Here is a 24,130-nt window from a genome sequence, read left to right on the forward strand (position 1 = left end):
ACAATTATGCCCTTTCAGGGCGCAAATTCAGATTGTCGTTTTTACGTAGGGCGTTGCCCTACGCTATATAATTAAGCCCTTTCAGGGCACTCCGCAAAATTATCATTTATCGTTCAAACAAATATTTTTTCTCCACAGCTTGCCGATAAGATTCAACCAATTCATTCATCACCTCTGCCACCGACTGTCGACGGGATATTATTGCCGAGACCTGACCTATTTCCAGTTCACCTTCTTCCAAGTCACCTTCGAAGATACCTTTCTTAGCACGTCCGCGTCCGAGCAAAGTTCTTAGTTCCTCGGAAGTAGCACCACTATCTTCAGCCTTCTCCACCGCTTCACGAAAAGCATTCTTTACCAATCGTGTCGGAGCCAGCTTTTTCAACAACAACTTAGTATCCCCTTCACCGAGACTCAAACAATAATCTTTAAATACCGGACTCGCAGAACTCTCTTCAGTCAGCGCAAAACGTGTTCCTATTTGCACACCTTCCGCCCCCAACACCATAGCAGCCAGTATTCCTTCTCCTGTACCAATACCTCCCGCGGCTATCAAAGGCAATGTGGTAGCCTCATGCACAGCAGGAATCAAACAGAAAGTCGTTGTTTCCTCCCGTCCATTATGCCCTCCGGCTTCGAAACCTTCAGCTACTACTGCATCCACCCCGGCTTCTTCACATTTCATAGCAAAACGAGAAGATGAAACGACATGAACAACTGTTATTCCACGCTCCTTCAACCATCCGGTCCACGTTTTCGGATTTCCGGCAGAGGTAAAAACACTCTTCACTCCCTCTTCCACTACAATATTCATAATCTCTTCTATTTGGGGATACATCAAAGGGATATTCACTCCAAAGGGAAATTTTGTGGCCGCATTACATTTACGGATATGTTCACGTAAAGTGTCCGGATGCATAGAACCGACACCGATCAATCCCAATCCGCCGGCATTGCTCACGGCAGAAGCAAGACGCCAACCGCTACACCACACCATACCACCTTGAATAATAGGATATTGAATACCCAGAAGGGAAGTAATTCTATTCATAATTAATTATTTATCTATGTTTTAATATGCCAAAATACCAATGAAAACGACAGAGTTATATAACAAGCGCCAACATAACAATACACAAATATACTAATTATTCAATTACAAACACTCTCAAGTCAGTACATTACACATTGTTACATCAACACATCATTATAACGTCTTCAGCGTGCAATCTGTTCGATCGGTTTATTTATCAACACAGTTGTAGAATCTCCATAAGTTCTCAAAACCTCCAATGTGCGGGCGCGGTTATCTCTGCCTTTCTTATTCCAGAACTCTTTGGTAAAGACAGCCATCAGGTCAAGTCCGCCGACCGTTCCGCCATTGATATATACCCCACTTCCACCAAACAAGGGAATAGGTGCGTCCATCACTACCGTGTTCACCATCATTCCATTGGCACGTTCGCTCAACTGTCGGAAACGTACTCCACTCGCCTGTATCTCATCCAAAGATTTACGCACCCCTTTCGCCATCGGATTACGTGCCCAGTTCGAGTAGGATCTTTGATGGCGTATCTCATAGAAAGGATCTCCCCGCCAAGTGTTTTTATCAATCTTTATCTTCTTCTGATAGATAGGGTCCCAGTTATAACGGGTATTCGCTTTATATGGCATCAAACTCAACACCACTTTCGGTTTAGGCAATGCTTCAGGAAGCGATTCATCAGGCATCATCCAGCTTTTCTCCTCCGACATTCGGGGAGTACCAACCGCAGTTCCGAAATCAATCGACTTTACAGCATCCATATTCAAATGCAACTCCTGGTCACTCTCCAGCAATTTCTTCAAATGCAAAGAGTCTTGCGCCGTCCATACTTGCGAATATGCAAATAAAGCCGTCAGGCACAGTACCATCGTTGCAATAAACCGTTTCAATCTATCCATCCTCTATCCTCTTTCATTACCTGTTATTTTGGAGCACTTCATATACACTAATGCACATACGTTTCTCCCTTACGTTACCACCTATATTCTCCTACGAGAAGCGGTCTTTTGAGCGTAGTAATCCCCTGTCAGCAGCATAAGACTACTGATACAAACAAACGTTCCCACATGAATGTTTCCTATTTTTTACTTTCCGAAAGCTCCTCCTTTGTTACCACCAACGATAACCCGATCCACAAAGCGGCTCATCGTAGCACGGATCGATCGTCCATCTTGTTTTCGGATATTGGCGCTCTTCCCACCAACTACGATAACAAGCGGCTGCATCGAGCACCTCCTCATCAGTCAGAAAATAGATTGCTTCATAATTTTCGGCATTCGCCAATACCATTTTGCAACCTAATGACGGCGGTGTGCCCTGGCGGATAGACTCAATCACCCAAAGCATACACTCGCCCAACCGAATCTTACCGTTGTTCATATTATAAACCGACGGAAAAGAAGGAATAATGGTCAGATCTTCTGCATATTTTAAAAGTTCGGGGATGTCCTCTTCCGTAAAATGAGGGACCTCCACCACCCCTTTATCATTTTTCATCTTGTACGTACCCGACTTCAATTGTTTCACAAAAAGGGCAACATCCGGATTGTTATAATCCATTTCTTCGCTGGTGCATCCTGTAAAAGATACGATCAGGCAAACAGCCATCCACAGCATTAGTAGTGTTTTTTTCATTTTCATAAGGGTTAATACGTCATGCGAAGTCCGCAAAGTAAATTAAAATTAGTCGGCCGTTTCGTTCGTACCGTAGCCAGTTTCGAATCTGTTTTGAAATGATGCGAAACTCCGGGTTCGGCAAAAACAGCAAGTCGGTCATTAATCTTATAATTGATTCCAATGCCGGCAGTCACTGCCAGTTGGATAGGTTCTTCTTTAAAACTGTTGTCCGGCGCGCCGGCGATACATTTATCGGCTATTCCTCCTACGGTGGCGTAAAGGTCTATTTTCTTCGTATCCACCAGGGTTACATTTACTTTAACGGGAATACCCAGATAGTGCAAATGCTGTCCCGCCGAACGAAGGTTTGAATAAAGTAATCCGGTTTCTATTCCGAGAGATTCGTTTAGTTTACGCTCTACCGTTACCCCTGCGGAAACCGGCATTTTATAAGTGCCATTATCAGCCGGAAGCGCCGTGCCTACCTGAACTTTCATCGCCCAGCGATGCTTTTTCACCGCTTCGGGTTGAGCCACATTCACATTCGATTGTTCTTCCGGAGCAACAGATGATTCCGTATCACCGTTTGTTGCCTGCCAAAAGCCGTTATTCCCTTGATTACCATATCGGTTGCCATTTCCCGTAGAAGTAGTGGCGGAAAAAGAAAACGACATGGAGAAAGTGATAGAAAGCGAATCTTCTTCCTCCGTGTATTGTGACAGCATACCGTAAGACTTTGGAGCCGGTTTCGGCAACACCGGTTCTACCGGCAACGGTAACTGATTGACGCGTATTCCATCTCCATCCATCTGCCCTCCATTTGTCACGGCTATCTTTGTAAATGCTTCTTCCATTTCTTCTTTGGGAGAGAAATACAAGAAAGTAGCCGACGAGGCCGCCAAAACGAGCAATACAGATGCCGCAGCCGCCACACGGAAGAGCAGAATCCGACGACGATGCTGGCAAGCCACAGGTATTTCCTGCGAGAGCTCTTCCCAAAAGCCATCCCGTACACTCATCCCTGCATCAGCGAGACGCGTGCGAAACAGATCGGTTATTTCATCATTTTCTTTCTTCATGATTCCTATACTCTTTAATTCTTTTTGCTAACAAATACTTGGCCCGGTGCAACTGCGAAGTAGACGAATGTTCTTTAATGTGAAGCATCTTGGCTATCTCCTTGTGCGATTTCTCTTCAAACACATAAAGGTTGAAAACGGTTCGGCAACCATCCGGCAATTCGGCAATAAAAGCCATCAATTGCTCTTCGGAGATTCCAGCCCCTCCTCCCGAGTCCGATATATCCGGTATATCGGGAAGCTGCTCTTCATGCACTACCAACTGGCTGACTCGTTTCTCCCGCCGCAGGAAATCGAGTGATTGAGTGACCATCACCCGGGTGATCCATGTACAAAGCGAAGACTCGCCCCGGAACGAGAAGTTGGTAAAAATCTTGATGAAACCGTCATGCAGTACATCGTGCGCCGCATCCATATCGCCCGTATAGCGGAAACATACCGCCAGCATCTGTTTGGAATAGAGGGTGTAAAGTTCCCTTCGGGCTGAATCCTTTCCTGCCCGACAGCCCTTTATCAGTTCTATCTCGTTTTCCAAAGTCAATTACTTTTTTTAAAATCGAACGTATGTCTGCGTCGTTTTACTCATTAGACGCAAGAGTTTGAGGAATGCTGCAAGGAATATTGCTAAAAGAAGTTAAAGAACAGAAGAGAGTTCACCACAGAGGACGCAGGGTACACAGAGATTTTAAACTTACTTTATAGGAAGAATTTCCTATCATTGTTCCTCTGTGTACCCTGCGTCCTCTGTGGTGAAAAAAAATCAGCACGCTTTGAAACTCATATCCAGTCCTTTCACTGAATGAGTCAAAGCCCCTACCGAGATGAAGTCTACGCCACATTCGGCATAGTCACGGAGGGTATCAAAGGTAATGCCGCCCGAAGATTCGGTTTCGTATTTGCCTGCTACCATCTCCACTGCTTTCTTAGTCATCTCGGGAGTGAAGTTATCAAACATGATACGATCCACTCCGCCGAGGTCAAGAACTTGTTGCAGTTCGTCGAAGCTGCGGACTTCTATTTCTATTTTCAGGTCTTTGCCTTTTTCCTTGCAATATTCTTTGGCGCGAGTGATGGCTTTGTCAATACCTCCGGCAAAGTCTACGTGGTTGTCTTTCAGAAGAATCATGTCGAACAAACCAATACGATGGTTTACTCCACCACCGATTTTCACTGCCATTTTTTCGAGGATGCGCATACCGGGAGTTGTCTTACGGGTGTCGAGCACACGGGTATTTGTTCCTTCCAATACCTTTGCGTATTTGCGGGTCATGGTTGCGATGCCGCTCATACGCTGCATCACGTTCAACATCAGGCGTTCGGTCTGAAGCAAAGATTGCACTTTTCCTTCCACTACCATTGCTACGTCGCCCGGTTTCACTTCTGTTCCGTCGTTGATAAACACTTCCACTTTCATAGTGGGGTCGAAGCGATTGAAGATTTCTTTGGCAACTTCGATACCTGCCAGTACACCGGCTTCTTTGATAAGCAATTTTGATTTTCCCATTGCCGTAGCGGGAATACATGAAAGGGTGGTATGATCGCCATCACCTATATCTTCTGCAAAAGCAAGATCGATCAACTTGTCGATCAGTTCTTTTTCCTTATTCATTGATCTTGTCAATTCTTATTTGATGTATTAAATATTGATTCTGCACTTTCTTCAGGAAGCAGTTCACACGAAAGTTCCCATTAGTAGTAGCCAACGTGCCGATAACGAAACTTGATTCGTCCCGTTTTCCCTGATGGTTCACATTAAATCCGCTGACTTTATTCTCCGTAAAGAATTCCTGCATCGCAGCTGTTGCTTTCTGTTTGTCAACGTTTGTCGAGCGACCTTGGAGCACCAGGTTTACCTTGTCCCCCATATACTTACTTAGCTCTTGCGAGCTTCCTCTTTTAAATGCCGTAATCACTCCTGCCGGTATCTCTTGCGCCATTAGCAACGAGAGGGAAAGAAGCAATGCGGTCATTCCTACGAGCACTCGTTTTTTCATAATTACAAGCTTTTAAGTTGAAGTTTAAAGGCTTAAACTTTCAACTAATGATAGGCAAAGGTAAGCATTAATTGCAGAATAACATAAAAAATGCCTATTTTTGTGCAATAATCAGAATTATAGACGTATGAAAACAACCCTGCTCGTCGTAGGACGAACCGTAGAACAACACTATATCACTGCCATCAACGACTATATCCAGCGCACCAAACGCTATATCACTTTTGATATGGAAGTGATTCCTGAACTGAAAAACACGAAGAGTCTTTCAATGGAAGTACAGAAAGAAAAGGAAGGAGAACTGATACTGAAAGCTCTTCAACCGGGTGACGTCGTGGTGCTGCTCGATGAACACGGAAAAGAAATGCGCTCTCTTGAGTTTGCCGAATATATGAAACGGAAAATGAATACGGTGAATAAACGGCTCGTTTTTATTATCGGAGGTCCTTATGGCTTTTCAGAAAAAGTGTATCAGGCAGCACACGAAAAGATTTCAATGTCGAAGATGACTTTTTCTCATCAAATGATTCGGTTGATATTCGTTGAGCAGATTTATCGGGCAATGACGATATTGAATGGAGGGCCGTATCATCACGAATAAAGTATTCTCAATATAGTGTTAAAAGGAGTAGCCTATTTTGGCTACTCTGAAATAAATAGTTTCTTTGTAAACTACAACCCGATAAATATAAAAGTAAAAAAATATCAGGATAGTCTATTCTAATTCATCTGAATACAACTTATCAAATACCTTAATCAGTTCGTCCTCATTAGCAATCAAATTTCGAAGTTCCGCCAACCGACCTGCATTATCCGATTGGGGTATCCATAGTTTCAGATACCCTCCTTCTGCATATTTATCAGTAAGATGTTTCCGGAAGCGGGCATATTGCCCCTCTTTATCCATTTCCGGATAATGGGATAATCCATATTGAACGGTACGACGCAAAGTTATTTCGGGATCTATAATTCGGTCAGCCTCGGCTACAATCATTCCATAGATTGTTCTGGGAGCCTGTTTGTTGGAAGCCCGATGATCTTCTATCGCTTCTTTCATTTGTAACAGTTGTTCTTCGGTAAACCAACGACGTAAAGTTTCATCAGCTAACAAAACTTTACCAGAGGCTATATGATGAAATTCACGTCCTTCATACAACCCCAGGTCATGATAAGCAGCAATGATGTAAACCATCGAATAATCGACTTCATAATGCATCGCTAATTTCAGACTTTCCTCAATCACCTTTTCTACATGATCGATTTGATGCGCTTTATCAAAGTTGGCATATTGAGGGATAATACTTTGGCAAACATAGCTTTGCAAATCAGCGGGCACATGATGAGTCATATTCGATATTTTTAGCTAATGAGTTTTTATATCTTTACTATTATTCCCGATTCATTTACTCCCGATTCATCAAACGATGTTCCGCCATCTGCTCGAATTTTGTTCCCGGACGACCGTAATTGGCGTATGGATAGATAGAAATACCGCCACGAGGAGTAAAGATACCTGTTACTTCAATATATTTGGGATTCATTAATTTTATAAGATCCTTCATAATGATATTTACGCAGTCCTCATGAAAAGCACCATGACTGCGGAAACTGAAAAGATAGAGTTTCAAACTCTTACTTTCTACCATTTTTATATCAGGAATGTAGCTGATACGTATTTCAGCAAAATCCGGTTGCCCTGTGATAGGACACAGACTTGTAAATTCCGGGCAGTTAAAACGTACCCAATAGTCATTTTCAGGATGCTTATTATCAAAAGCTTCCAATACTTCAGGAGCATAATCTTGCTTATACTCGGTCTTTCTTCCTAATAAAGAAAGTTGGTCTTTTAATTCTGTCATTGTACTCGTTAACTACAACCCCTATTCTAGATAAAAAAACACATTTCCTCTTTCACCTATCACCGACCAATCTTAAACACTCTATTCATCGATGTTTCAGTGGTGAAAGATTCGTTTTACAACCTATCACCGCATCTATCACCTATCACCATCAACTCTTAACCCACGGTTGCTTTATCCGCAGCTTACTTGTTACAGTTTGTTTCATTACCTGAAACAAAGAGTTTCCCGTAGAGAAACAAAGTGTTTCACACCGAGGAACCAAGTGTTTCACGCCTTGGAACTAATAGTTTCAAGTAACAAAAACTTTAGTTTCCCACCGTTGAAACTCTAGTTTCCCACCGTTGAAACTCTAGTTTCCTACCGTTGGAACTTTAGTTTCAAGCTGCTGAAACTAAACTAAGCCAATACATTCCAGGCAGAAGCTACTATCTTCTATTAGTTGAAACTTACCAGTGACAATAGATGTGACGGCAAAATATCAAATTTTGTTGCTGTCACCACTTGCTGTCACAAACTATTTATTTTATAATCAACCGTTTAACAACAACAATGTGACAGACGACAGCAAGAAAATGCATTTTAATCTCTATGTAGAGATATTATTGATTCTTACTTTTTAAATACTTCTCCAATCCTTCCCGGCGTAACGTACAAGCCGGGCAATGTCCGCAGCCATCTCCTTGAACACCATTATAACATGTCAAAGTCTCGGTGCGAATCAGTTCCAGTACTCCCAGTTTGTCGGCCAACGCCCATGTCTCTGCTTTATCAATCCACATCAAAGGAGTATGAATTACAAACTGTTCATCCATAGCCAAATTGAGAGTCACATTGAGAGACTTGATAAACGCATCCCTACAATCGGGATAACCGCTGAAATCCGTTTGGGAAACTCCCGTTACCAAATGATTAATACCACGTTCACGGGCATACACAGCCGCAATACTCAAAAAGAACAGGTTACGTCCCGGAACAAATGTATTGGGAACACTATCTGCCGGCTTTTCCTGATCCATCACCATGGTGGTATCGGTCAATGAATTATGGCCTAGCTGTCCGATGAAGGAAACATCCATCACATCAAATTCCACTTCCGCTTTCCGGGCTATCTCCCGCGCAAGTTCCACTTCTTTCTGATGCTTCTGACCATACAGAAAACTCAAGGCATATACTTTCTTAAAATTGCGTTTTGCCCAAAACAGGCAAGTGGTAGAATCCTGCCCACCACTAAACACAACTAATGCTGCTTCTCTATTCATATTCTATATTAAATATCTTTGACTTTCAATACATTATAAGAGATATCGGTGTCGTAAACATCACTACCGTCTATTTTCTTGATTGCTTTCACCACACGGATCGTTACCGGGAGGATTATCACCTCATACAAGGATTTCAGTACAATCTGAATCCCCATCATGATAAGCAGTTCTTTCCAGGCAATGACACCTCCAAAAGCTACCGGGAAGAAAATCAATGAATCGGCAGTCTCACCCACCACAGTCGACCAAATGGCACGGGCTGAAAAGTTACGTCCCTGACTGGCTACTTTCATTTTACTCATCACATACGCATTGAGAAACGAGCCTACCAAAAAGGCCATCAGACTGGCAGCCACAATACGTGGAGCCATACCGAACACAAAATCAAAATGCTCTTCACCTTCCCAAAAAGGAGCAGCAGGAATAGCAACAGCTATCAACCCAAGAGCAACCACAAAGAAGTTCATAGCAAAACCACTCCAAATGATAAGGCGCGCTTTCTTGAATCCCCAAACCTCGGCGATACAGTCATTTATAATATAAGAAATAGGAAAAACCAATAATCCGGCTGTCACGGTCAAACTACCGACCTGGATTACTTTCGTTTCAAGAAGATTGGCTGCAATAAGGCAAACGTTAAAAAGGATACCCAGCAGCATAAAGGGTACAGATACTTTTTCTTTCATAATTCCTGTTTTTTACGTGGTGTTCTAGAATACACGACCGCTATTCACGGCATCAAATGTCTTTTTATTCTTTTGCGCTGCAAAGGTATAGGAAAAACTATGAAAAAGCAAAAGAAATCTGATGATTGACATACATTTCACTGAAAAGACATAACTTTGCCAAATACAGAGCTTAATGTTTGTATCAAAGATTAAACTTATAAACTATATTTTAAAAAACGATATCTCTAAATCATGGCAAAAGAAAATAAAAGCAATATCATCATCTACCAAAGCGAAGACGGGCAGACACACATAGAAGTGCAGATGGACGAAGATACCGTATGGCTATCCCAACAGCAAATGGCCGACCTTTACCAGACATCTCGAACAAATGTGGTAGAACATATTAAGCACATTTATGAAGATGGTGAACTTGTTGAAGAATCAACCTGTCGGAAAATCCGACAGGTTCGACAAGAAGGAGCGCGCATGGTTGAAAGAGAAATTCCTCACTACAATCTTGATATGATAATATCTTTAGGCTACCGAATAAATTCAATTCAAGCCACACACTTCCGTCAATGGGCAACGGCACGCCTTAAAGAATATATCATCAAAGGCTTTACCATGGATGATGAACGATTGAAGCAGATGGGAGGAGGCTATTATTGGAAAGAGTTACTCGACCGCATCCGTGACATCCGATCGTCTGAAAAGGTGATGTATAGACAAGTGCTTGATATCTATGCTACTGCCGTAGATTACGATCCCCACGCCAAACAATCTATTGAATTCTTCAAGATTGTTCAGAATAAGCTACACTTTGCAGCCCACGGACATACAGCTGCAGAAGTTATTTATGAACGAGCCGATGCCGACCAACACATGATGGGACTAACTTCCTTTAAAGGCGACCATCCGACATTGCGCGATGCAAAGATAGCCAAGAACTACTTGAGCGCAGAAGAACTCAAAGTGCTGAACAACCTTGTCTCCGGATATTTTGATTTTGCCGAAGTACAAGCTATCAAGCACCGTCCAATGTACATGAACGATTACATCAAACATCTGGATGCCATACTGTCTTCTACGGGAGAAGTTCTATTGATGGATGCCGGTATGATAAGTCATGAACAAGCTATGGATAAAGCTGAAACAGAATATCGCAAGTGGGAAGTACGCACGCTTTCACCCGTAGAACAAGCCTACCTCAACAGCATCAAAACACTGAATTATAAAACTAAAAAGAAAGGATGACTAAAAAAAAATGAAAACTCTCTATGAACAATCCTTTTCAGACGACTACAGTGAAAGAAAAAGCTATAGAAGCAACCCATACCGCACAAGCAACTGTCCAAAAGGCTAAACACAGAGTACAGGAAATACTGGATTGACAATAAAAAAGAGCCTCCCCATCAGCGTCGTATTCTGACAGGAAGGCTCATCACTTTGACCTTAAAACACATCACTCAATTAAAAAGGCGCATCAGGAGGAGAAATCTTTCAATTCCTCCTTCAACCGTTTACGGATGAAAAACAAACGGCTCTTCACCGTTCCCATCGGCAATCCTAATTTCTCGGCAATTTCTCTATATTTAAATCCAGCTACAAACATCTGAAAAGGCACTTTCATCTCTTCCGGTATGGAATGTATCACCCTATACAACTGTTTCATATCGTATGTAAATTCGAATCTGTCAGCATCCTCATCTTCTATCAGATGTTGTTGATTGATGGAGTAACTATCATCAATCAAGTTCATTTCGCGAACTGTACGACGATAGTTATTCACGAAAATATTACGCATAAGCGTATACATCCATCCTTTCAGATTTTTGCTATACGTAAACTTCTCCTGATTATCCAATGCCTGCAACAAACAATCCTGAACCAAATCATTGGCAGATTCGCGATCTGCCGTCAATTTATATGCGAAGCGATGCAAATCCGGTTGTATCGCTAATATTCCTTTCGTAAAATCTACTTTTTCCATCGTCGTATTTCTTTTATCTAATTAGTACGGTACAAAGATCCGCTTTTTTAGAATCATTATAAATAGCAATTCTTCCGATTAGTTTGGCAATTTTTCCTTTGCCCCTCTCAACCATTTCTTTTTTTAGTTGTTGATTGGGCATTCACCTAAAACTTAACTCATAATGAAAACAAGCTTTAAAATGGTAGCTATGCTACTGGGGATAGGAATTTTCCCCCTCTGTGCCCATGCGCAAAAGAAGGTAATCATCGAAGATGAAGAGCCCAACTCGATCATGTTTGTCTCAAAGAACAAAGCAGGAGATGAAATCATCCGAATCATGAACGACCGTTCACAGATGCGTTTTCACGACCCCAATGCTCCCCGTTTCCTGCTCACTGACCAGAAAGGGAAATTCGCCCTCGGCATCGGAGGATACGTTCGTGCAACGGCAGAGTATGATTTTAACGGTATCGTTAATGATGTAGATTTCTATCCGGCATTGATACCACAACGCGGAAGCGGCAATTTTGCAAAGAACCAATTCCAGATGGACATCACCACTTCCACCCTGTTCCTCAAATTGGTAGGACGTACCAAACATTTGGGAGACTTCGTAGTTTACACTGCCGGAAACTTCCGTGGCGATGGAAAGACCTTTGAATTACAAAACGCTTACGCACAATTCCTCGGTTTCACTATCGGGTACAGCTATGGTTCGTTCATGGACCTCTCCGCACTGCCTCCAACTATCGACTTTGCAGGGCCTAACGGTTCAGCCTTTTACCGCACTACGCAATTAAGCTATATGTGTGATAAGTTGAAAAACTGGAAGTTTGGTGTTTCTATGGAAATGCCTTCGGTAGACGGAACAACCAACAATGATTTGTCTATCAACACCCAACGGATGCCTGACTTTGCCACTTCCGTACAGTATAACTGGAACAGCAACAGCCATATTAAATTAGGAGCCATTATCCGCAGCATGACTTATTCGAGCAATGTGCATGAGAAAGCCTATTCTGCTACCGGCTTCGGTCTGCAAGCCTCTACAACCTTCAATATTACCAAGAAATTGCAGGCATACGGACAATTTAATTATGGAAAAGGTATCGGTTCCTACCTGAATGATTTAAGCAACCTGAACGTAGACATCGTCCCCGATCCCGACAAGGAAGGAAAAATGCAAGTTCTTCCGATGCTGGGATGGTATGCAGGATTGCAATACAATCTTTGCCCGAGCATCTTTATATCCGGAACATACAGTCTGTCCAGACTTTATTCTGAAAATGGATATCCTAGTGAGAATCCCGAATCCTATCGTAAAGGACAATATCTGGTAGCCAATGCTTTCTGGAATGTAAGCAGCAATCTGCAAGTCGGCGTTGAATATTTGAGAGGATGGCGCACTGATTTCAGTTCCGCAACCCGCCATGCCAACCGGTTGAATATGCTGGTGCAGTATTCTTTCTAAATCAGCATATACATAAAAGATTATTTCATTGTATAAAATTGAAGAGGGAGACAGCCATTGAAACGCTATCTCCCTCTCATCATTATTAACTTCGTATTTTATTGAGTTCTAATTTATTTAGAATCTGTAGTCAATGCTAAGACCAAATACTTTGTTAGTACGGCTATATACATTGGTACCAGGCAATCCTGTACCACTATAATTCTTTGAAGTTTTAGTATAATCTTCATAGGTAGTCCACATATAACCAACATTCAAAGCTGCTCTTTCACTCAACTTCACTTTCGCTCCAACACCCAATGTATAAGAGTCACAAGAGAAACTCGTATCACTTTGGAAATCGTCAGATAATCCGTAGTCTGTAATCTGTCCGCCACAGCTCAATGTCAGTTGCCTGGTTACATCCCATTCAATACCCATTAAATATTCATTTGCTCCCTTTGTCAGATATTTCTGTTTGTCACCAGCATTCCCGCTTTCTTATCATCATAGAAGTGATACTCTACAGATGCACGCAACACTGGAAGGAATTCATAAGCCACTGCTACCGAAAGCATAGAAGGAATATCATTCGGAGTATTCACACCGTCTTTATAGCTACCAACCAAACTCTCTGCCGAATCTGGATATTTCAAATTATTAGTTTTGTTTTCAATATTCAAGTTCGTCTTGAATTCATATTTCGCACCAATATTGAATTTACCAAACTTGGCATCCACACCGAGAACAGGAGTCAATCCCCAACCCGTCTGATCACAATCCAATTCCAAATTCATCAATTCGCCACCACCATAAGCTTCTTTCAGATGAGCATTTAGAAAACCTTTATAACCACCTGTAAAATAGTTCATACGTCCACCGGCGAATGCAGAAAGCCAATCGTTAATTTTATAAGTTAGTCCTAACTGTAAAGAATAGATGTATTGCTTACCATCCATTGCACTATTGATGTCATACATATTGGGAGTCACAAGAGGACTTTGTACACCAGGAGTAAGGTGTCCCGGAATACTACCCTGAAAAATCCCCGCCATAGCAGCCGCGTCGAACATAGGCAGACCGTCATCAAACGAAGCCTTTCCACCTCCGCCAGTTATAGCGAAGAAACCGGAAATCGTCCAATCTCCTTTCTTATAGGCTGCGAACACACTAGGAATGACCGGTGCAGCAGCTTTTCCCTTATAATATTTATTAAATGGGTTATCTGATTTTGTTGGTACCGGTTTCCCATCAACCATAACCGGGCTCCCATTATTCATAGCAATTCCATTATAAGTATAGAAGCTAGCATCAATATTTCTCGTCTGAAAGGCACTCTGAACACTCAATCCCATATGGAAACCATCATTCGGCAAAAAAGCCAAACCGGCAGGATTGGACAAAGCCCCGTCTATTTCAAAGGTAGCACCACGAGATAGCATACGAAGAAAAGCAGCGTGTTGATTAGTATTTGTCAGAAGACCTCCGGCAAAAGTTGGAATTGAAACGATTAGCATTACAAATCCAATCAAGGAAATTTTTCTCATCTAAATCTTTTTTTAATTATTTCGGGCGCAAAGATACGATATTATTGCACACGAGAGATACGTTTGTGCATTTATTTTCATTTAGCCTCCTATTTTAATTGAAAAAGTAAACTGTTTCTAATGAAACAATTCACATTTATAGCCCCCAAAAGGATAAACAATTCACCCTATTTTAGCGTTTACTAGTAAGCAATAAAAACTGAAAATATTATGGCCTATACAATTGCATTTTTCGGCACAAAGCCTTATGACGAGTCCTCTTTCAATGACAAAAACAAAGAGTTTGGATTTGAAATACGATATTACAAAGGACACCTGAATAAAAACAACGTACTACTGACACAAGGAGTGGATGCAGTCTGTATCTTTGTGAACGACGTTGCCGACGCAGAAGTAATCCGTGTGATGGCGGCAAACGGAGTGAAACTACTGGCATTACGCTGTGCCGGATTTAATAATGTAGATTTAAATGCTGCCTCCGCTGCCGGAATCACCGTAGTGCGGTTCCCGCTTATTCTCCCTATGCTGTTGCAGAATACACGGTAGCACTTATGCTATCGCTAAACCGCAAAATACCTCGCGCCTCCTGGCGTACCAAAGACGGTAATTTCTCCCTGCACGGTCTGATGGGATTCGATATGCACGGGAAAACAGCAGGTATCATCGGCACAGGAAAAATAGCGAAAATATTAATTCATATCTTAAGAGGTTTCGGCATGAACGTACTGGCTTACGACCTCTATCCGGACTACAACTTCGCCCGTCAAGAACAAATAGTTTATACTTCACTGGACGAACTATACCACAATTCGGATATTATCTCCTTACACTGTCCGCTCACTGAAGAGACCAAATACCTGATAAACGACTACTCCATCAGCAAAATGAAAGACGGAGTAATGATTATCAATACCGGTCGCGGGCAACTGATTCATACCAATGCGCTGATTGAAGGACTGAAGAACAAGAAAATAGGTTCCGCAGGACTGGACGTATACGAGGAAGAAAGCGAATACTTTTATGAAGATCAATCCGACCGCATCATCGACGATGATGTACTCGCCCGTTTGCTCTCGTTCAACAATGTAATCGTCACCTCTCATCAAGCTTTTTTCACACATGAAGCAATGGAGAATATTGCCGTAACCACCCTGCAAAACATAAAAGATTTTATCAATCACAAGCCTTTATTAAATGAAGTGAAGAAATAAAACTTTTAAGCCGCTTTCTTTGTTTACCAAACATATAAACAAATAAGAGAAAGGACAGTTTTTATGAAAAAAGTAATACATAAAGCAGATACAAGAGGACATTCCCAGTATGATTGGCTGGATAGTTATCACACTTTCAGTTTTGACGAGTACTTCGACTCCGACCGTATCAATTTTGGTGCTCTCCGCGTATTGAATGATGATAAGGTTGCGCCCGGACAAGGTTTTCAGACTCACCCGCATAAGAATATGGAAATCATTTCCATTCCTCTGAAAGGACATCTGCAACATGGAGACAGCAAGAAGAACAGCCGCATTATTACTGTCGGAGAAATTCAGACAATGAGTGCGGGAACAGGAATCTTCCATAGTGAAGTAAATGCAAGTCCGGTAGAACCGGTGGAATTCCTGCAGATTTGGATTATGCCGAGAGAACGGAATACCCGTCCCGTTTATCAGGATTTCAGCATTGCAGAACTGGAGCGTCCGAACGAACTGGCAGTCATCGTATCTCCCGACGGTAGCACACCTGCTTCCCTTTTGCAAGATACCTGGTTCTCCATCGGCAAAGTAGAAGCCGGAAAGAAATTAGGTTATCACATGCATCAAAGTCATGCAGGCGTCTATATCTTCCTCATTGAAGGAGAAATAGTAGTAGACGGTGAAGTTCTGAAACGTCGTGACGGCATGGGTGTTTACGATACGAACAGCGTTGAACTGGAGACATTGAAAGACTCACATATTCTATTAATAGAAGTACCTATGTGATATCATCATTAAAAATAATAAACTAAAGCTGCCAGATAATCTTATGGCGAAATTAAACATAGCAGATATCCGACAGGAATATACGAAAGGCGGGTTGCGGGAAAGTGAACTTCCCGGCGACCCGCTTTCGCTTTTCAGTCGTTGGCTGCAAGAAGCGATTGACGCAGAGGTGGACGAACCGACTGCGGTCATTGTAGGAACTGTATCCCCCGAAGGGAGACCGTCCACACGTACAGTATTGTTAAAAGGACTCCATGATGGAAAATTTATCTTTTATACCAATTACGAAAGCCGCAAAGGCAAACAATTGGCACAAAACCCATCTATCTCCCTCTCTTTTGTCTGGCACGCTCTCGAAAGACAAATACATATAGAAGGAATAGCGACGAAAGTTTCACCGGAAGAATCGGATGAATACTTCCGGAAACGTCCTTATAAAAGCCGGATTGGCGCACGAATTTCTCCGCAAAGTCAACCGATAGCAAGCAGAATGCAATTGATACGATCCTTCGTCAGAGAAGCCGCCCGATGGATTGGAAAAGAAGTGGAAAGACCTGATAATTGGGGCGGATATGCCGTCACACCTACAAGGATTGAATTCTGGCAAGGACGCTCCAACCGACTGCACGACCGCTTTCTATACACCCTACAACCGGACGGTGAATGGAAAATCAGTCGTCTTGCTCCTTGATTTCGTCGATTTTTCTTGGCAACTCCAACGAGAATACGTAATATTGCAACCATAAAATAGTCAGCTATGACACTGGATTATATTTATCACAGCGGTTTCGCCATCGAAATGGAAGGTGTAACCATTATCATCGATTACTACAAAGATTCTTCCGAAACGGAACACAACCGGGGAATCGTGCATGATTATCTCCTGCAAAGGCCGGGTAAACTGTACGTATTGGCCACCCATTTCCATCCCGACCACTTCAACCGTGAAATATTGACTTGGAAAGAGCAACGCCCCGACATTCAATACATCTTCTCCAAAGATATTCTGAAGTCCCATCGTGCCAAAGCCGAAGATGCTTTCTATATTAAAAAAGGAGAAACATACGAAGACGACACGATCCGCATCGACGCCTTCGGATCGACAGATGTCGGCAGTTCGTTCCTTCTTCACTTACAAGATTGGAGTATCTTCCATGCCGGCGACTTGAACAACTGGCACTGGAGTGAAGAATCGACCGAAGAAGAGATACGAAAAGCCAATGGTGATTTCCTTGCAGAAGTTAAATATTTAAAAGAAAAAGTGCCTAACATCGATCTAGTGCTATTCCCGGTGGATCGGAGAATGGGAAAAGATTACATGAAAGGGGCAAAACAGTTCATCGAACAAATAAAAACTACTATATTTGTGCCCATGCACTTCAGTGAAGATTATGAAGGAGGAAATGCGCTTCGTAGTTTTGCAGAAAATGCAGGATGCCGTTTTATCAGCATCACCCGTCGGGGCGAAAGTTTTGAGATTACCAAATAAACACATTATAATTATGAATAAATTTACGATTCTGTTTCTTACTATGTTTCTCGCATTGCCGATGGCAATGAAGGCAGATTCTGCAAAAGAGAAGAAAGATGACACCAGGTACCTTGCAGGAGCTGTTCCTGAAGTAGAAGGTAAAGTAGTATTTTCCAAAGAGTTCCAGATTCCCGGAATGAGTCAGGCACAAATCTACGACACAATGACAAAGTGGATGGATGAACGTCTGAAAGAGAATAAAAACACCGACAGCCGCATTGTTTTCTCCGACGAAGTAAAAGGAACAATTGCCGGTATTGGAGAAGAATGGATTGTTTTCCATTCCAGTGCCCTGTCATTAGACCGTACATTAGTTAACTATCAGATTACCGTTACCTGCAAACCCGGAAACTGCCTGGTAGAGCTTGAAAAAATCCGTTTTACTTATCGTGAAACAGAAAAATATAAAGCCGAAGAATGGATTACTGATAAATATGCGCTCAATAAAGCTAAGACTAAATTAGTACGTGGCTTGGCCAAATGGCGTAGAAAAACTGTAGACTTCGCCGATGATATATTCATGGATGTAGCGGTAGCTTCGGAGCACCTGACACCCGTCCGAAAACAGAGAAAAAGAAGAAAGAAGAAGAGCAAAAAACTCCATCAATCGTTGCAGCCGCAGGTCCGATTGTCATTGGTGGCGCAGATAAAAAGACTGATATAAAAGTGACAACTGGCGAACCTGCTCAAACCACTGTTCCTGCTGCAACTCTCACTCCTGCTACTCCTGCAGGCAAGGCTTCCGCTGATATGCCGGGTTATATAGAAATTGATTTGAAACAAATCCCGGGTGAAGTATATGCTTTGATGGGAAGCGGAAAATTAGTAATCAGCATCGGAAAAGATGAGTTCAACATGACCAATATGACTGCAAATGCTGGTGGCGCACTTGGTTATCAATCAGGAAAAGCAGTTGCCTATTGCACACTTTCACCCGATCAAGCTTACGATGCAATAGAAAAGGCAGATAGCTATACATTAAAATTGTACGCTCCAAACCAAACAACACCTTCGGCTGTTATCGAATGTAAGAAAATGCCTTCACAGACAACTCCGCAAGCCGGACAACCGCGCACGTATGTTGGAGAAATCGTGAAGCTCTTAATGAAAAAATAAAGAAAATCGCAACAATGGAAATAAAAAGTAAATTTGACCATTTTAATATCAACGTCACTAATCTGGAGCGGAGTATCGCTTTTTATGAAAAAGCACTCGGCTTAAAAGAACATCATCGGAAGGAAGCATCCGACGGCTCGTTCACGTTAGTCTACCTGACTGATAACGAAACAGGTTTCTTGCTGGAATTGACGTGGTTGAAAGATCATACTGCTCCATACGAACTGGGGGAAAACGAAAGCCATCTCTGCTTTCGTGTAGCCGGCGATTACGATGCAATCAGAGCTTATCACAAAGAAATGAATTGTGTATGTTTTGAGAACACGGCCATGGGGCTTTATTTCATCAATGACCCGGACGATTACTGGATTGAGGTACTTCCACAAAAGTAAGAGAGGTCGTTCCAAAAGTCCCTAAAAAGAAAAATCACCCTTACTACAATTTGGAGTGGCCCAAAAAGCTAAACAGATTAAAAAGGGACATTTAATAAATAAAAAAGATAAGGCAACTAATTCACTGCGAGTTAGTTGCCTTTTTTTGTATTTCTAAGCAGAGATATTCAACAAATGTCTCCAAAAATTAACAAGATTGATAAAGAGTCCGGTTTTGCATCGGGCTCTTCCCTTTTAACCTTGATTTGACTCTACTATTATTGTACTACTCTATAATATTCCTCTAAGGCTTTTCGGACAGCCTATGCTGTTTCTAAAAAACAAAGCATAATCCTAAAATTGCCGCCAGTATAAAAAAACAACCAGGAACAAATTGGTTAACAAGCAGCCTCATTAGTTGCATTCTGGGCAACACAAACATATCATTCGCCTTACCTTTATCATACAATATGGTAACCTTATCATCTATATGATACTGTTTTGGATAAAGATAAATGTTATTTTCCTCTCCACTCTTTAGATTAGAAGGAAGAAATTGGCAACACTTCTCGTCTTCTCCCTCCAATTTATATTTTATTTTTGGTATACATACATCAGTAATATTCATACCATCAGACTTTACCTGTGTCTCTATATCCACTACCTTTCCATGTGTTTTCCTGTCATACGATTTTATTATCCTGCAATGAAGCATCCACAAGAGTCCCATTTTCAGAATTAGAAAAGCACCCCGCAACATAAGTACAACAGATACTACACAAATTATTATATTTATAACCATACTTTTATTTCTTATGACGGCTAGCTCTCTTCTTCCGGATATCTGCTTTCATCTTCGCTGCACCCGAACCATGCTGTCCACGAATATACGTCGCTTTTTTCGCTTTCGTCTTCACTTTTTCCTCTTCTTTGGGCTTATCTTTCTTACCTTTAAAAACGATTCCACCCATGATTGCTTCTTCTATACTCATATAATCATTTATTAGTATTCAACATTTCCGACGGCAAAGATAACCCTTTTCTGCGGATTTATTTATCTTTGCAGAGTTAACAATCGTAACCACCAATGGCAACAACAACTCTTTCTGCAGAAAAGGACCCGATGGGAGCCGCTATTTCTGATTATTTCAACCATCACAGAGCTGATCGTTTGCGGGTATTCTCTTCCCAATTCGAAGAAGATGAAATTCCCGTCAAAGAATTGTTCCGTAGTATACAGTCTATGCCTATATTAGAGCGTACCGCCCTACAAATGGCTACAGGACGAATATTGGATGTAGGTGCCGGAAGCGGATGCCATGCACTGGCACTTCAGGAAATGGGAAAAGAAGTGTGTGCCATTGATATTTCTCCGTTATCCGTCGAAGTGATGCAACAACGCGGAGTGAACGATCCGCGCCTCATCAACCTTTTTGACGAAACATTTACCGAAACATTCGACACGATCCTGATGCTTATGAATGGTTCCGGAATTATCGGAAGACTGAATAATATGCCCGGATTCTTCCAACGAATGAAACGTATTCTCCGTCCCGGCGGATGCATACTCATGGATTCCAGCGATTTGCGCTATCTTTTTGAAGAAGAAGACGGCAGCATAGTCATCGATCTGGCCGGAGATTATTATGGAGAGATTGACTTCCAAATGCAATATAAAGATGTAAAAGGAGACACATTCGACTGGTTATATCTAGATTTCCAGACTCTTAGTTTATACGCTTCCGAATGTGGTTTTAAGGCAGAACTAGTGAAAGAAGGAAAACATTACGATTACCTAGTCAAACTTAGTATTGCTTGAAAAGCTCATTATTATATAGTGACGGTATGCGTTCCGGATAGCGTCACTATATAACCTAAATAGTGACGCCATCACATCAGGATAGCGTCACTATTTTTATATGCTCATAAATGCTCCGTCAGATACGCCTAATGAAGGCTTTCTTTCATTTCAGCATCTCATTAATCTTCTGTACAAGAGAAGCAAACTCTTCTTCATTATACAAACGAGTCAGTTTTACAATTCTTCCTTCCTTATCAACTAACACATTTCTTGTTATTCCGGATTCACGCAATGCATATTTCGCAAAAATATCAGCTCCCGGATCCAGTCCTAACGGATAAGTCACTCCGGTAGATTTAGCAAAAGCCAATACTTTATCAAGTGGTTCGTCACGGTCAATGCCAATTAAAGCAAAGTCTGCATTATTTTTATGCTTTAACCAAATATCCTTCTCAATAAATGGCATTTCTTTACGACAAACTCCACACCAACTTGCAGTAAACTGCAACATGACAACCTTACCACGAAGGGAAGATAGACTCACTTGTTTACCATCTGTCAGGGTAATCGTAAAGTCCGGAGCCATCTCTCCTACCCGAACAATATATCCTGTACTATCTGCCTGAACAGATATAGTATCTGCAGCTACTTCTACACTATCTGTTGCAACTTCTACATTTGCCGTCCCCTTTTTCTGTCCGGAACAAGCCCATATACCTATGGCTAAAATCGCCATACCACATACATTCATAATTTTCATTTTCATCTAATCATTGGTAACTTTGCAAATATAAAAAAAGTATGCGATGTATTTGCATTTTTAAAAGAAATTCATACCTTTGCACCCGCAAAAGAAAAACGCCTCTTTAGCTCAGTTGGCCAGAGCACGTGATTTGTAATCTCGGGGTCGTTGGTTCGAATCCGACAAGAGGCTCTCCTATAAAAATGTTGTTTATCCGATCAGGTAAAACAGCATTTTTTTTATTTATACTCTTTCATTTTTTTGTTTACGAAATATTACCACACTCACAGCCAACAGAATTAAAATAATCCCAATAGCGCTATTCAGAGTAAATAGTTCTTTAAACACAAAAACTCCTATCACCACAGCTGTCAATGGTTCCATCGCACCTAAAATAGATGTCAGCGTAGGCCCTGCATATTTAATAGCTCGTACCAATGTTATATTAGAAATGGCTGTAGCCGGTAATGCAAGTCCCAAAATAATCAACCAGGTATAACCGTCAGCTACCAGCCGAAGCCCGGAAGTAGTCAGAGCACCTATAAAATAAAGAACGGTTCCTAACCCCATAACATAACAAGTCAGTACAGTGGAATTGATTCGAACAGCGCATGTCATTCGTACACCAACAATATACCCCGCATAGGAAAACACAGAAACACAAGCTGCTACCAGTCCGACTATCGTATCACCATTTTTCGCCTCCAGTTCCCCCGATGAAAGCAAGGCCGCTCCTAACAAGGACATGAAGACCGCAAACATCACCCAAAGGGATTTCTTTTCCTGAAAGAAGTACATCATAACTAGAGATACCGCCAACGGATACATAAAATGAATGGTTGACGCCACCCCGGTAGCTATATTCTGATATGCTATAAGCAAACTGAATGAAGTAACTGCCCTCAACAAACTTAATAAAAGAACAACTAAAAAATCCTTCTTTTCCAATCGAAAACTACATCCTGAACACCATCCGAACAGAGTCAACGCAATTGTCGCCACTCCCCAACGATAGGAAAGCACTTCGAAAGCTGAAAAACCTGCCAACAATAAAGTGAGGGAAAAGAACGGAGCCAGTCCAAAAGTAGAGGAAGACACCGCTGCATAAAGTATACCTTTTATACGATTCATCAATCTATTCAACTAATTTCCGATATTCATGGGTACAAAGATCATAAATATTTCTTTAATATCACCATTAATTTCACATTATCAGTTAATCGATCTAACCCCTAAATCAGTACAAGAAGATAAGCCTGATACATTTCCTCCTTATAAATATAACCTTTTAATAATCCTCAATGACTGTATTTCCAAAAATATCCTTTTTGATAATTTTTCTATGACCATCACTACTTTCAATTATTTCGTTCCCCAAAATATCTTTTTTAATGGTTGTTCTATTGCCTTTGCCATCTTCGATAATGGTATTTCCAAAGATATCTTTTTTAATCGTCTTTCTATTACCTTTATTGTCTCGAATGATAGTATTTCCAAAAATATCCTCTTCGATAGTCTTTCTATTACCCTTATCATCACGAATGATGGTATTTCCAAAAATATCCTCTTCGATAGTCTTTCTATTACCTTTATCATCACGAATGGTGATATTCCCAAAAATATCTTTTTCAATGGTCTTTCTATTGCCTTTATCATCACGAATGATGATATTTCCAAAGATATCCTTTTCGACAGTCTTTCTCCCTTGATTAACTCCCGAATACTCATAATTGTCTTCAATAAGATTTGCACCATAGCTCTTTATTATATAAGGAGCCAAAATAAATTGGGTAGCAAATAGGATAAATAAAATCTTTTTCATGGCGTTTTTCTTTTGGTTTATAACAAAAGTAACGCAGGAAAATCATAAAAAACTAGTGAATACTACAATTGTCAATAGGGAAAAGCCTAAAATAAAGAATTAAACACAGTACCTATTGTACCATACCATAATGCAGGAATATTCTCGAATTTTCAAGTGGTCCGGCTCAGTTGTAATTCTTGGGGGATTAAGTTTAGTCAATTCCCTTCATGCATATACCTTTGCTAGCCTAAAAAGGAAGAAGCTCATATCCACTACTCCTCTAAATG

Annotated in this window: 25 protein-coding genes, 1 tRNA gene and 3 pseudogenes; 11 read left to right on the forward strand and 18 right to left on the reverse strand. The window is 41.4% G+C overall.

Translation table 11 applies throughout. The features are described from left to right. Positions 1-106: 106 nt before the first annotated feature. The 7 genes from DXA05_RS23240 to DXA05_RS23270 form a co-directional block, all read right to left on the reverse strand. Complete coding sequence (locus DXA05_RS23240; protein WP_074705506.1) at positions 107-1,051, reverse strand: nitronate monooxygenase; 945 nt, start codon at positions 1,049-1,051, stop codon at positions 107-109. A 167-nt stretch (positions 1,052-1,218) separates the two neighbouring features. Beyond that, complete coding sequence (locus DXA05_RS23245; RefSeq protein ID WP_004314511.1) at positions 1,219-1,944, reverse strand: DUF4858 domain-containing protein; 726 nt, start codon at positions 1,942-1,944, stop codon at positions 1,219-1,221. 211 nt (positions 1,945-2,155) lie between these two features. Continuing rightward, complete coding sequence (locus DXA05_RS23250; protein WP_008644616.1) at positions 2,156-2,680, reverse strand: DUF4943 family protein; 525 nt, start codon at positions 2,678-2,680, stop codon at positions 2,156-2,158. Between the two features lie 11 nt (positions 2,681-2,691). After that, positions 2,692-3,741, reverse strand: a complete 1,050-nt coding sequence (locus DXA05_RS23255) for an outer membrane beta-barrel protein (RefSeq protein WP_008644614.1) — start codon at positions 3,739-3,741, stop codon at positions 2,692-2,694. Then, positions 3,725-4,276: a sigma-70 family RNA polymerase sigma factor gene (locus DXA05_RS23260; RefSeq protein WP_128859680.1), complete on the reverse strand. Its 552-nt coding sequence runs from the start codon at positions 4,274-4,276 to the stop codon at positions 3,725-3,727. The genes DXA05_RS23255 and DXA05_RS23260 overlap by 17 nt, the downstream gene beginning before the upstream one ends. Before the next feature lie 225 nt (positions 4,277-4,501). Then, complete coding sequence (nadC, locus tag DXA05_RS23265; RefSeq protein ID WP_004314515.1) at positions 4,502-5,350, reverse strand: carboxylating nicotinate-nucleotide diphosphorylase; 849 nt, start codon at positions 5,348-5,350, stop codon at positions 4,502-4,504. Then, a complete protein-coding gene (locus DXA05_RS23270; RefSeq protein WP_004311346.1) occupies positions 5,343-5,735 on the reverse strand; it encodes a DUF4783 domain-containing protein in 393 nt (130 codons plus the stop codon). The genes nadC and DXA05_RS23270 overlap by 8 nt, the downstream gene beginning before the upstream one ends. A 127-nt stretch (positions 5,736-5,862) precedes the next feature. Here DXA05_RS23270 and rlmH point away from each other — a divergent pair, with 127 nt between their 5' ends. After that, a complete protein-coding gene (gene rlmH / locus DXA05_RS23275) occupies positions 5,863-6,336 on the forward strand; it encodes a 23S rRNA (pseudouridine(1915)-N(3))-methyltransferase RlmH (protein WP_004314516.1) in 474 nt (157 codons plus the stop codon). 114 nt (positions 6,337-6,450) lie between these two features. Here the strand turns inward: rlmH and DXA05_RS23280 are convergent, their stop codons facing one another. The 4 genes from DXA05_RS23280 to DXA05_RS23295 all read right to left on the reverse strand — a co-directional run bounded on the left by DXA05_RS23280 (position 6,451) and on the right by DXA05_RS23295 (position 9,545). Next, a complete protein-coding gene (locus tag DXA05_RS23280) occupies positions 6,451-7,083 on the reverse strand; it encodes an HD domain-containing protein (RefSeq protein WP_128859681.1) in 633 nt (210 codons plus the stop codon). A gap of 55 nt (positions 7,084-7,138) precedes the next feature. Further along, complete coding sequence (gene queF / locus DXA05_RS23285) at positions 7,139-7,594, reverse strand: preQ(1) synthase (protein ID WP_008644607.1); 456 nt, start codon at positions 7,592-7,594, stop codon at positions 7,139-7,141. Positions 7,595-8,196: 602 nt separating this feature from the next. Continuing rightward, positions 8,197-8,856 (reverse strand): 7-cyano-7-deazaguanine synthase QueC, encoded by a 660-nt coding sequence (gene queC / locus DXA05_RS23290; RefSeq protein WP_015532987.1) that lies wholly within the window; start codon positions 8,854-8,856, stop codon positions 8,197-8,199. A gap of 8 nt (positions 8,857-8,864) precedes the next feature. Beyond that, positions 8,865-9,545: a queuosine precursor transporter gene (locus DXA05_RS23295; protein WP_128859682.1), complete on the reverse strand. Its 681-nt coding sequence runs from the start codon at positions 9,543-9,545 to the stop codon at positions 8,865-8,867. Positions 9,546-9,779: 234 nt separating this feature from the next. On the opposite strand from DXA05_RS23295, the gene DXA05_RS23300 reads away from it, so the two are divergent. Beyond that, a complete protein-coding gene (locus DXA05_RS23300; protein ID WP_009041228.1) occupies positions 9,780-10,784 on the forward strand; it encodes a virulence RhuM family protein in 1,005 nt (334 codons plus the stop codon). A 229-nt stretch (positions 10,785-11,013) separates the two neighbouring features. Here DXA05_RS23300 and DXA05_RS23305 read toward each other — a convergent pair whose 3' ends face one another. Then, entirely contained in the window at positions 11,014-11,520 is a 507-nt protein-coding gene (locus DXA05_RS23305; RefSeq protein WP_004314521.1) for an RNA polymerase sigma factor, read from the reverse strand. A gap of 163 nt (positions 11,521-11,683) precedes the next feature. Here DXA05_RS23305 and DXA05_RS23310 point away from each other — a divergent pair, with 163 nt between their 5' ends. Next, positions 11,684-12,973, forward strand: a complete 1,290-nt coding sequence (locus DXA05_RS23310) for a DcaP family trimeric outer membrane transporter (RefSeq protein ID WP_008644596.1) — start codon at positions 11,684-11,686, stop codon at positions 12,971-12,973. 117 nt (positions 12,974-13,090) lie between these two features. Here DXA05_RS23310 and DXA05_RS23315 read toward each other — a convergent pair. After that, a pseudogene (locus tag DXA05_RS23315) lies at positions 13,091-14,499 on the reverse strand (outer membrane beta-barrel protein). A gap of 210 nt (positions 14,500-14,709) precedes the next feature. Here DXA05_RS23315 and DXA05_RS23320 point away from each other — a divergent pair. The 6 genes and pseudogenes from DXA05_RS23320 (at position 14,710) to DXA05_RS23345 (ending at position 19,517) form a co-directional block, all read left to right on the forward strand. After that, positions 14,710-15,710, forward strand: a pseudogene (locus DXA05_RS23320) (2-hydroxyacid dehydrogenase). A 63-nt stretch (positions 15,711-15,773) separates the two neighbouring features. Beyond that, positions 15,774-16,478: a pirin family protein gene (locus DXA05_RS23325; protein WP_004314524.1), complete on the forward strand. Its 705-nt coding sequence runs from the start codon at positions 15,774-15,776 to the stop codon at positions 16,476-16,478. Positions 16,479-16,521: 43 nt separating this feature from the next. Continuing rightward, positions 16,522-17,169 carry a pyridoxamine 5'-phosphate oxidase gene (gene pdxH / locus DXA05_RS23330; protein WP_120071031.1) on the forward strand — a complete coding sequence of 216 codons (648 nt, stop codon included), beginning with the start codon at positions 16,522-16,524 and terminating at the stop codon, positions 17,167-17,169. Between the two features lie 66 nt (positions 17,170-17,235). Further along, positions 17,236-17,967 carry an MBL fold metallo-hydrolase gene (locus tag DXA05_RS23335; protein WP_004311361.1) on the forward strand — a complete coding sequence of 244 codons (732 nt, stop codon included), beginning with the start codon at positions 17,236-17,238 and terminating at the stop codon, positions 17,965-17,967. A gap of 13 nt (positions 17,968-17,980) precedes the next feature. Next, positions 17,981-19,125, forward strand: a pseudogene (locus DXA05_RS23340) (DUF4468 domain-containing protein). Positions 19,126-19,139: 14 nt separating this feature from the next. Next, complete coding sequence (locus DXA05_RS23345) at positions 19,140-19,517, forward strand: VOC family protein (protein ID WP_008025806.1); 378 nt, start codon at positions 19,140-19,142, stop codon at positions 19,515-19,517. Positions 19,518-19,830: 313 nt separating this feature from the next. On the opposite strand, the gene DXA05_RS23350 is transcribed toward DXA05_RS23345, so the two are convergent. Next, complete coding sequence (locus DXA05_RS23350) at positions 19,831-20,298, reverse strand: hypothetical protein (protein WP_008025807.1); 468 nt, start codon at positions 20,296-20,298, stop codon at positions 19,831-19,833. 4 nt (positions 20,299-20,302) lie between these two features. Continuing rightward, entirely contained in the window at positions 20,303-20,488 is a 186-nt protein-coding gene (locus DXA05_RS23355; protein WP_004300779.1) for a hypothetical protein, read from the reverse strand. A 95-nt stretch (positions 20,489-20,583) separates the two neighbouring features. Here DXA05_RS23355 and DXA05_RS23360 point away from each other — a divergent pair, with 95 nt between their 5' ends. Then, on the forward strand, positions 20,584-21,315 hold the full coding sequence (locus tag DXA05_RS23360) for a class I SAM-dependent methyltransferase (protein WP_008025809.1): 732 nt from the start codon (positions 20,584-20,586) through the stop codon (positions 21,313-21,315). A 145-nt stretch (positions 21,316-21,460) separates the two neighbouring features. On the opposite strand, the gene DXA05_RS23365 is transcribed toward DXA05_RS23360, so the two are convergent. Beyond that, complete coding sequence (locus DXA05_RS23365; protein ID WP_128859683.1) at positions 21,461-22,063, reverse strand: TlpA disulfide reductase family protein; 603 nt, start codon at positions 22,061-22,063, stop codon at positions 21,461-21,463. A 94-nt stretch (positions 22,064-22,157) separates the two neighbouring features. Here DXA05_RS23365 and DXA05_RS23370 point away from each other — a divergent pair. Next, positions 22,158-22,231: transfer RNA gene (locus DXA05_RS23370), tRNA-Thr, on the forward strand. Between the two features lie 51 nt (positions 22,232-22,282). Here DXA05_RS23370 and DXA05_RS23375 read toward each other — a convergent pair. Together DXA05_RS23375 and DXA05_RS23380 are read right to left on the reverse strand one after the other, a co-directional pair. Then, entirely contained in the window at positions 22,283-23,170 is an 888-nt protein-coding gene (locus DXA05_RS23375) for a DMT family transporter (protein WP_074705488.1), read from the reverse strand. A gap of 157 nt (positions 23,171-23,327) precedes the next feature. Beyond that, positions 23,328-23,861 (reverse strand): hypothetical protein, encoded by a 534-nt coding sequence (locus DXA05_RS23380; protein WP_128859684.1) that lies wholly within the window; start codon positions 23,859-23,861, stop codon positions 23,328-23,330. Positions 23,862-24,130: the final 269 nt, after the last annotated feature.

It is taken from the genome of Bacteroides sp. AM54-2NS, assembly GCF_003602935.1.
In the GTDB taxonomy this organism is placed as follows: Bacteria; Bacteroidota; Bacteroidia; order Bacteroidales; family Bacteroidaceae; genus Bacteroides; species Bacteroides xylanisolvens.

Excerpts from the sequence above, each read along its gene's own strand:
- DXA05_RS23300 (WP_009041228.1), top strand. The coding sequence starts at position 9,780 with ATGGCAAAAGAAAATAAAAGCAATATCATCATCTACCAAAGCGAAGAC.
- DXA05_RS23305 (WP_004314521.1), bottom strand. The coding sequence starts at position 11,520 with ATGGAAAAAGTAGATTTTACGAAAGGAATATTAGCGATACAACCGGAT.
- DXA05_RS23360 (WP_008025809.1), top strand. The coding sequence starts at position 20,584 with ATGGCAACAACAACTCTTTCTGCAGAAAAGGACCCGATGGGAGCCGCT.
- rlmH (WP_004314516.1), top strand. The coding sequence starts at position 5,863 with ATGAAAACAACCCTGCTCGTCGTAGGACGAACCGTAGAACAACACTAT.
- DXA05_RS23355 (WP_004300779.1), bottom strand. The coding sequence starts at position 20,488 with ATGAGTATAGAAGAAGCAATCATGGGTGGAATCGTTTTTAAAGGTAAG.
- queF (WP_008644607.1), bottom strand. The coding sequence starts at position 7,594 with ATGACAGAATTAAAAGACCAACTTTCTTTATTAGGAAGAAAGACCGAG.
- DXA05_RS23325 (WP_004314524.1), top strand. The coding sequence starts at position 15,774 with ATGAAAAAAGTAATACATAAAGCAGATACAAGAGGACATTCCCAGTAT.
- DXA05_RS23345 (WP_008025806.1), top strand. The coding sequence starts at position 19,140 with ATGGAAATAAAAAGTAAATTTGACCATTTTAATATCAACGTCACTAAT.
- DXA05_RS23270 (WP_004311346.1), bottom strand. The coding sequence starts at position 5,735 with ATGAAAAAACGAGTGCTCGTAGGAATGACCGCATTGCTTCTTTCCCTC.
- DXA05_RS23245 (WP_004314511.1), bottom strand. The coding sequence starts at position 1,944 with ATGGATAGATTGAAACGGTTTATTGCAACGATGGTACTGTGCCTGACG.
- DXA05_RS23375 (WP_074705488.1), bottom strand. The coding sequence starts at position 23,170 with ATGAATCGTATAAAAGGTATACTTTATGCAGCGGTGTCTTCCTCTACT.
- DXA05_RS23280 (WP_128859681.1), bottom strand. The coding sequence starts at position 7,083 with ATGACTCATCATGTGCCCGCTGATTTGCAAAGCTATGTTTGCCAAAGT.
- pdxH (WP_120071031.1), top strand. The coding sequence starts at position 16,522 with ATGGCGAAATTAAACATAGCAGATATCCGACAGGAATATACGAAAGGC.
- DXA05_RS23310 (WP_008644596.1), top strand. The coding sequence starts at position 11,684 with ATGAAAACAAGCTTTAAAATGGTAGCTATGCTACTGGGGATAGGAATT.
- DXA05_RS23350 (WP_008025807.1), bottom strand. The coding sequence starts at position 20,298 with ATGGTTATAAATATAATAATTTGTGTAGTATCTGTTGTACTTATGTTG.
- DXA05_RS23255 (WP_008644614.1), bottom strand. The coding sequence starts at position 3,741 with ATGAAGAAAGAAAATGATGAAATAACCGATCTGTTTCGCACGCGTCTC.
- queC (WP_015532987.1), bottom strand. The coding sequence starts at position 8,856 with ATGAATAGAGAAGCAGCATTAGTTGTGTTTAGTGGTGGGCAGGATTCT.
- DXA05_RS23295 (WP_128859682.1), bottom strand. The coding sequence starts at position 9,545 with ATGAAAGAAAAAGTATCTGTACCCTTTATGCTGCTGGGTATCCTTTTT.
- DXA05_RS23250 (WP_008644616.1), bottom strand. The coding sequence starts at position 2,680 with ATGAAAAAAACACTACTAATGCTGTGGATGGCTGTTTGCCTGATCGTA.
- nadC (WP_004314515.1), bottom strand. The coding sequence starts at position 5,350 with ATGAATAAGGAAAAAGAACTGATCGACAAGTTGATCGATCTTGCTTTT.
- DXA05_RS23365 (WP_128859683.1), bottom strand. The coding sequence starts at position 22,063 with ATGAAAATGAAAATTATGAATGTATGTGGTATGGCGATTTTAGCCATA.
- DXA05_RS23240 (WP_074705506.1), bottom strand. The coding sequence starts at position 1,051 with ATGAATAGAATTACTTCCCTTCTGGGTATTCAATATCCTATTATTCAA.
- DXA05_RS23380 (WP_128859684.1), bottom strand. The coding sequence starts at position 23,861 with ATGAAAAAGATTTTATTTATCCTATTTGCTACCCAATTTATTTTGGCT.
- DXA05_RS23335 (WP_004311361.1), top strand. The coding sequence starts at position 17,236 with ATGACACTGGATTATATTTATCACAGCGGTTTCGCCATCGAAATGGAA.